The sequence below is a fragment of the Psychrobacter glacincola genome (assembly GCF_965118485.1).
GTDB classification, from domain to species: domain Bacteria; phylum Pseudomonadota; class Gammaproteobacteria; order Pseudomonadales; family Moraxellaceae; genus Psychrobacter; species Psychrobacter glacincola_D.
In genome coordinates this window covers 1-5,799 of the sequence record NZ_CBCPJH010000066.1, presented here as the reverse complement: position 1 = coordinate 5,799, position 5,799 = coordinate 1, and the positions used below count along the sequence as shown (strand labels likewise).

At 39.5% G+C, this 5,799-nt stretch carries 7 protein-coding genes; 1 reads left to right on the top strand and 6 read right to left on the bottom strand.

What is annotated here, in order from left to right:
* The coding region (locus tag ACMHKH_RS14385) for a catalase (protein WP_413521312.1) at nucleotides 1–341 on the bottom strand (341 nt) is incomplete at its 3' end.
* A gap of 494 nt (nucleotides 342–835) precedes the next feature.
* Here ACMHKH_RS14385 and ACMHKH_RS14380 point away from each other — a divergent pair.
* Nucleotides 836–1,651, top strand: a complete 816-nt coding sequence (locus ACMHKH_RS14380) for a dienelactone hydrolase family protein (protein WP_413521311.1) — start codon at nucleotides 836–838, stop codon at nucleotides 1,649–1,651.
* Here ACMHKH_RS14380 and ACMHKH_RS14375 read toward each other — a convergent pair.
* The 5 genes from ACMHKH_RS14375 to ACMHKH_RS14355 form a co-directional block, all read right to left on the bottom strand.
* A complete protein-coding gene (locus ACMHKH_RS14375; RefSeq protein ID WP_413521310.1) occupies nucleotides 1,648–2,484 on the bottom strand; it encodes an RNA-guided endonuclease TnpB family protein in 837 nt (278 codons plus the stop codon). The two genes, ACMHKH_RS14380 and ACMHKH_RS14375, sit on opposite strands and share 4 nt — an antisense overlap.
* A 229-nt stretch (nucleotides 2,485–2,713) precedes the next feature.
* Nucleotides 2,714–3,364: a DUF938 domain-containing protein gene (locus ACMHKH_RS14370; RefSeq protein ID WP_413521309.1), complete on the bottom strand. Its 651-nt coding sequence runs from the start codon at nucleotides 3,362–3,364 to the stop codon at nucleotides 2,714–2,716.
* Nucleotides 3,365–3,437: 73 nt separating this feature from the next.
* A complete protein-coding gene (locus ACMHKH_RS14365) occupies nucleotides 3,438–3,902 on the bottom strand; it encodes a flavodoxin family protein (RefSeq protein WP_413521308.1) in 465 nt (154 codons plus the stop codon).
* A gap of 52 nt (nucleotides 3,903–3,954) precedes the next feature.
* On the bottom strand, nucleotides 3,955–4,365 hold the full coding sequence (locus ACMHKH_RS14360) for an OsmC family protein (protein ID WP_413521307.1): 411 nt from the start codon (nucleotides 4,363–4,365) through the stop codon (nucleotides 3,955–3,957).
* 220 nt (nucleotides 4,366–4,585) lie between these two features.
* The gene (locus tag ACMHKH_RS14355; RefSeq protein WP_413521306.1) at nucleotides 4,586–5,668 is read right to left on the bottom strand and encodes an AbiJ-NTD4 domain-containing protein; all 1,083 of its coding nucleotides are present in this window, start codon (nucleotides 5,666–5,668) and stop codon (nucleotides 4,586–4,588) included.
* Nucleotides 5,669–5,799 lie beyond the last annotated feature (131 nt).

Sequence of the window (5,799 nt, the reverse complement as noted above, 5' to 3'; positions counted from 1 at the left end):
CTACCGGCAACGGTAGAAAAGCGGGTGAATAATGGCGTTTGCTTACCCGTTTCACTTAAAATCTTTGCCGTGGTGTATTCTTCTAGCGTTTCTGTCAATTCAAAATAACCATGGGCGGCACTACCACGCGCATGGACAACACGCTCTGGAATACGCTCATGGTCAAAATGATTGATTTTTTCACGTAATACAAAATCCTCTAACAATGTTGGTCCACGTGCACCTACTTTTAAGGAGTTTTGATTGTCAGAGATGACAACCCCTTGTTGGGTGGTCAGGGCTTGAGTGTCATCACCAGCACGCTGATGGGTTTCGCCACCATTACCACGTGTGGTATGCATATCCTGAGCGGGGTCAGTATGATCAATATTCTTATTCATAAAATATCCTAGCTAGCTAATGAGTAAAAATGGGCTATCGATAGCCCATTCAATAAGCGCCAACACAGTTTTTATATCCGTAGGAGTAATTGCGACTTCAAATGTCCGTTTATTTCTGCGTTATGGCACGGTTGAGAATAAATTGACTCAAGCACTGCTGAGGTAGAAATGCTGAGATAGCAATGCTGAGATCAATAATTATCTTACTCAAAAATCGCTGACAGGTATGTCATCTATATCGTTAAGCGTGTTGATATTTGGTTAAGAAAAACAGTAATTATTTCAGCTTTAAATAATTTTAAACGCTATTATTTTTAACAATATAGCGTTGTCATGTAGTTATTCTTTACGCTATTCTGTAATAGATGTCTGCTCATGAGTGTTAAAAGGGTAGATTGGCTGTTAAGTACGCTATTTTTCACTGACATTTTTTAACTAACATAATGAGGCTAGCTATGACATTGATATCAACCTCCACTTTTACCAAACTACCTAAGCGCTACGGCGAAAAGTTACTGTGTAGCGCCTCTTTAGGCTTAGCGGCATTACTGCTCAGCCAGACTGCTACTGCTATTAGCACTAAAAATATTACTTACACGGTAGATAACCAACCCTATGAGGGCTATTACGCCAAAGCAGACAAAGCGAATGCACCGTTTATCTTACTGATTCATGATTGGGATGGGCTCACCGATTATGAGCGCAAGCGCGCTGATATGTTAGCCACTGAAGGCTATAACGTATTGGCTGCTGATATGTTTGGGAAAGGCATTCGCCCGACAACTATTGAAGACAATAAACGCTTAACCGGCTCACTATATGACGATCGCAGCAAAATGCGCCGCTTGCTACAAGGTGCATTGAACGCCGGTCAAGCGCAAGGTAATGATGCACGCACAGGCGTGACGATGGGCTATTGTTTTGGCGGTACGGTTGCTTTAGAGCTAGCACGCTCAGGGTTCCCGCAAAAAGCGTTTGTACCATTCCACGGTGCTTTTGATACCCCAACGGGTCAAAGCTATGATAAGACCACTGCCGAGATATTAGTCTTTCATGGCTCTGCAGATGAATCCGTCTCTCTAGAAAGCTTTGCTACTTTAGCTAAGACCTTAGAAGCGGCAAAAGTATCACATGAGATGGTCACTTATAGTGGTGCGCCACATGCCTTTAGCGTGTTCGGCAGCGATAGATATGATGCTCGCGCTGATGAGCGTTCTTGGAAACGTTATTTGGATTTTTTAGCAGAAGCCTTTGACCCCTCCCCTCCCTAAAGTGAGGGGATTCCTACTGCTAGACGCTCAAGCCCGAGCGCAAGAATATTCTTTGCCGCATTAACATCGCGTTGATTATCTTTGACAAGTTTCGATGTAAACTTATGGATCAGGTCTTGGCGGGTGTTTTTAATCTTGGTATGAATTGCGCGAGCCCGCTTTTTATTGTTAGCTCTTTGAGCAATCCTTAATTTTGGTGCGTATTTATGGGTTAATTTAGTTTGTAGCTTGACGCTATCACTGGTTGTCGCTGAATCCTTGCAACCCAAGTCAATACCGACTTGACTATCACCACACGCAGTTTTTGGGTATTCTTTAACGGTGACGCACGCATACCAAAGACCACGACTGTCCTGTACAAGCTCACAGGTATTAATGGTGTAGAGTGCTAAATTGTAGCTATCCCAAACGTCGATGGTCAGATTTTTGCCTTTAGCAAGGCTAAATTGAATGGTGGATTTGAGGCTTTTCTTTCCTGCCTTTTTGACACCTAAATATTTTATCGCGGTATTTTTAAAAGGAATCCAACCGAGTGACTTGCGCTTAGCTTTGGGGTTGTTGGTACGCCAATTTAGCTTGGCTTTCTTGAATTGCTTTCGAGATTTAGCGTGGTTTTCGGTGATAGCTTGCAAGGTTTGACTGTGCAAATTCAAAAACTCAACACTGCCTTTTACATAAGTTGCAATATCATAAGCTGAAAAGAATTTGCCTGTTCGTTGCAAGTGTTTGAAACTCAAATCATTGACGTAATTCCACACAAAGTTAACTGCGCCAGCCAATTTATTTAGCTGGTTTGCATGTTTGTCTTTGATGCGACACTTGAGCGTTTTCATAGAGTGATTATGGTCTCAATGAGTTTGGTTGACAAGGCTGTTTTAAGGCTGAGCGACACTAGCTGACGCCGTAAAACCACGCCCTAGAAGTGACGTGGTTTTACGGCGCTTTTTGATAAATAATTTGACTGTATGCAAAAATATTATCAGCTCTACACCAAAAGACCTCTCAATCGATCGTTATTAGATCTTGATTGAGAGGTCTTTTTTGTTCCAAAGCTTCGCTAATTTAATATTTTTGAAATACCAGTAGCTGGTTGTTAGCGGGCATCGCATATTTATTAGATAGTCTTAAATGATGTGTCTTTGCCAAAGCAATGATATCTTCTAAATGACGAATACCACTCTTTGGGTCGCGTTGCCTGAGACTGATATCAAACTGCTGATTTCCGGTACTGGTGTAATATCCATTTTCGTTAAACGGTCCATAAACAATTAACTTTCCATTGATAGGTAAGGCATTATCCACTAGCTCAAACAATTGCTCAACCAAAGGCCATGGAATGATATGTAAAGTATTGGCAGTAAATACCGCGTCATAAGGCTGATTGCTAGCAAGACTCATCGGTAATGGATCGACTGCCAAATCAAAAGCTAGTGGCGCATATAGATTTGGCGCAGGATACGCAGTATGCCAAGCATTGATCGTGGCATGATGCGCTAGTACATCACTAGTCTGCCATGTTAAATGGGTCAATCTTGGCGCGAAATACACACTATGCTGACCTGTCCCTGACCCAACTTCTAATACATGGGTAGAGTCTTTCAACTCTTGCTGTAAAACTTGAAGAATCGGCTGCTTATTATTTTCGCACGCTTGAGAAAATGGTATTCCGGCAGGAGCAATAGATTGGCTACTATCTGAGTCATTATTAAACACTGCTAATATCCTTATATGCCTTCATTACTACAGCTTTGATATTAATAATATCGACAACCAAAGCGTCAAACAACTAATAAATACCCGCTTCTACCCCAGCTGATAATGTCATCGCCAGCTCTTCAACTTGCTCAGTAAATGCTTCTTGCCAATCTCCCTGTAAAATCAGCGCTTCTTGAATCCATTCCCAACGCAGTCCAGTCGTAATGGTCTTTATTGCAAGCTTGGTGCCCGTACCATCATGACCCGCGCGAATATATAACGCAAACGGCATACCCTGCTTCTTCTCTAACACCGGATAATAACAGCGATCAAAAAAATCTTTGGTCAGCCCTGCCATATAAGCCAAGTTCTCAGTCGTCCCTAATAATACTGCATCAGCTGCCAATACATCTTGAGGCTGGGTATCTTGCGGTAACTTTAATATGACATTGATATCTAAATCAGGATGACTAGCACCACCATACGCCGCATGAGCCAATTTCTTGGTATTAAGCGATGGCGCATGCGCGACAATAAGTAAAGTTTTGGTAGTCATATTAATTACCATTATAGAGGTTACTAGTTTTTGGAATTAGTGGTTCTTGGAATCAATAGCTCTTAGAATTAATAGTCACTTTTTGAATGATATCAGGATGGATACTTTTCGCAACCGGACACGTGAGCGCAGTGTTATAGAATATTTTTTGTGTTTTATCATCTAACTGCTGATTAAAAATAATAGCAATATGTACTTCACTAACTCGTCTTGGATCAGCTGCCATCACTTTGGTCACTTCAGCCGTAGTGCCTGCAATATCGATATCCATATCACGGGCTTTAATACCGATAATGGTCAGCATACAACTGGCTAAGCTAGTCGCCAATAAATCAGTCGGTGAAAAGGCTTCACCCTTACCTTCATTATCTACAGGCGCATCGGTAATGATTTCATTGTTTGATTGCAGGTGGATAGCGGTGGTACGTAAATCGCCTTGATAGGTTACTTTTGAAGTTGTCATATTTTTCTCTTTGATAGTTATTATTTTTAGGATATTGTAAATAGCACGTTTGTTAACAATATATTTTCTATATTTTTTAGTCAAAACTTGAGATCATAGTCTCAGAGCTTTTTACAAAAAGGTTTGTTCATAATTCATTTTAAAGCTGTATTTTAATTATATTGTACAGGGACAACACAAATATTAAGCGTAAAATAGAATAACTTGCTATACAGTTTCTTCATAACCTTCGAACTAATGTTCTAATCCAAGACATTGCTGTCTCGATAGCCCAATCAGTTTGTGGAATAGAAAGCGTAGGCATTGGCTCACTGCCAGGTCCATGACCCAAAGTGTTTCTTACTTTACGGAAATAATCCTTAAGAATATCAGCTTCCCAAGTGTCTATGTATCTCCCATTATGTTTACTTACAAGGTTATCTATATAGTTCGAGGCTCCCTTTTCATTTCCTGAAGTTAAGTTTCTTTGATCCGACACTATTTTTATTGCACTTTCCAAAGCCTTCGCGGCAAATAATGCAGGATCCTTATGATTTGAATCTCTTCGATCTAAAGCTTCTTTGATATCTATATCAATATTTTGCCAAAGTGGATCTGATACGATATTCCAAAAGGGTTCAGCTATACTTTTTTCAATCAATTCATCAGTAGAAACCTGAATAAAACCATTGTGTAATGTTAACCGTACGTTTGCGCGACGAAATCGCTCATTAATCTCCTCAACCTGAAATGAATATGTGTCATTCAAAGTTTGATTCCATGCTTTTAATCGGTCAGCTGTACTGTTTATAGGGTATGTTTTGCGTAAAGATTTTGAATCACGCATTTTCGCTTCCACTAGAGCTTTAGGTAGATTTGCATTAATAACTCCTAAATCTTCATAAATAACTCCTAAATCTTCATATCGCATACGCATTGCCAACTCGATAAAACTTATTCGTTCTTTCATAAATCTATCTGGATTATTTAATTCAAGCGAGAATTCAGATTTAACAAATTTTTCACAGGCATAATCCCAACTAAAAAAACCGCTTACGGGTACGGACTGCCCTAGATGATTTTTATTTGTAAGTGAGTAATACCTACTAGAAAGTTCATCTACTCCAAGCTCTCTTGACAATCTATCGTGCAAAGCTTTCCATTTAACCTTATTGGTTTCTATACTTTTTCCATTTGAGTCATAATAAGGTATTGCATCTCTTACAACACCAAACAATTGATTAAGAAGCCGTTTTTCAACTTCAGAAAACGTCTGCCAAATATTAGATGTCAAATACCTATAAGCGAAAATATCTGTAAGCATTTATTTATTATTCCAAATTCCTGGACTGAGTACTAAATTAGACAACAATTCATTATTATAAATAATTTAACATTAATGTCATGATTCAACAATATGAGTATAACAATACATCAGGTATAAGATAGATATAA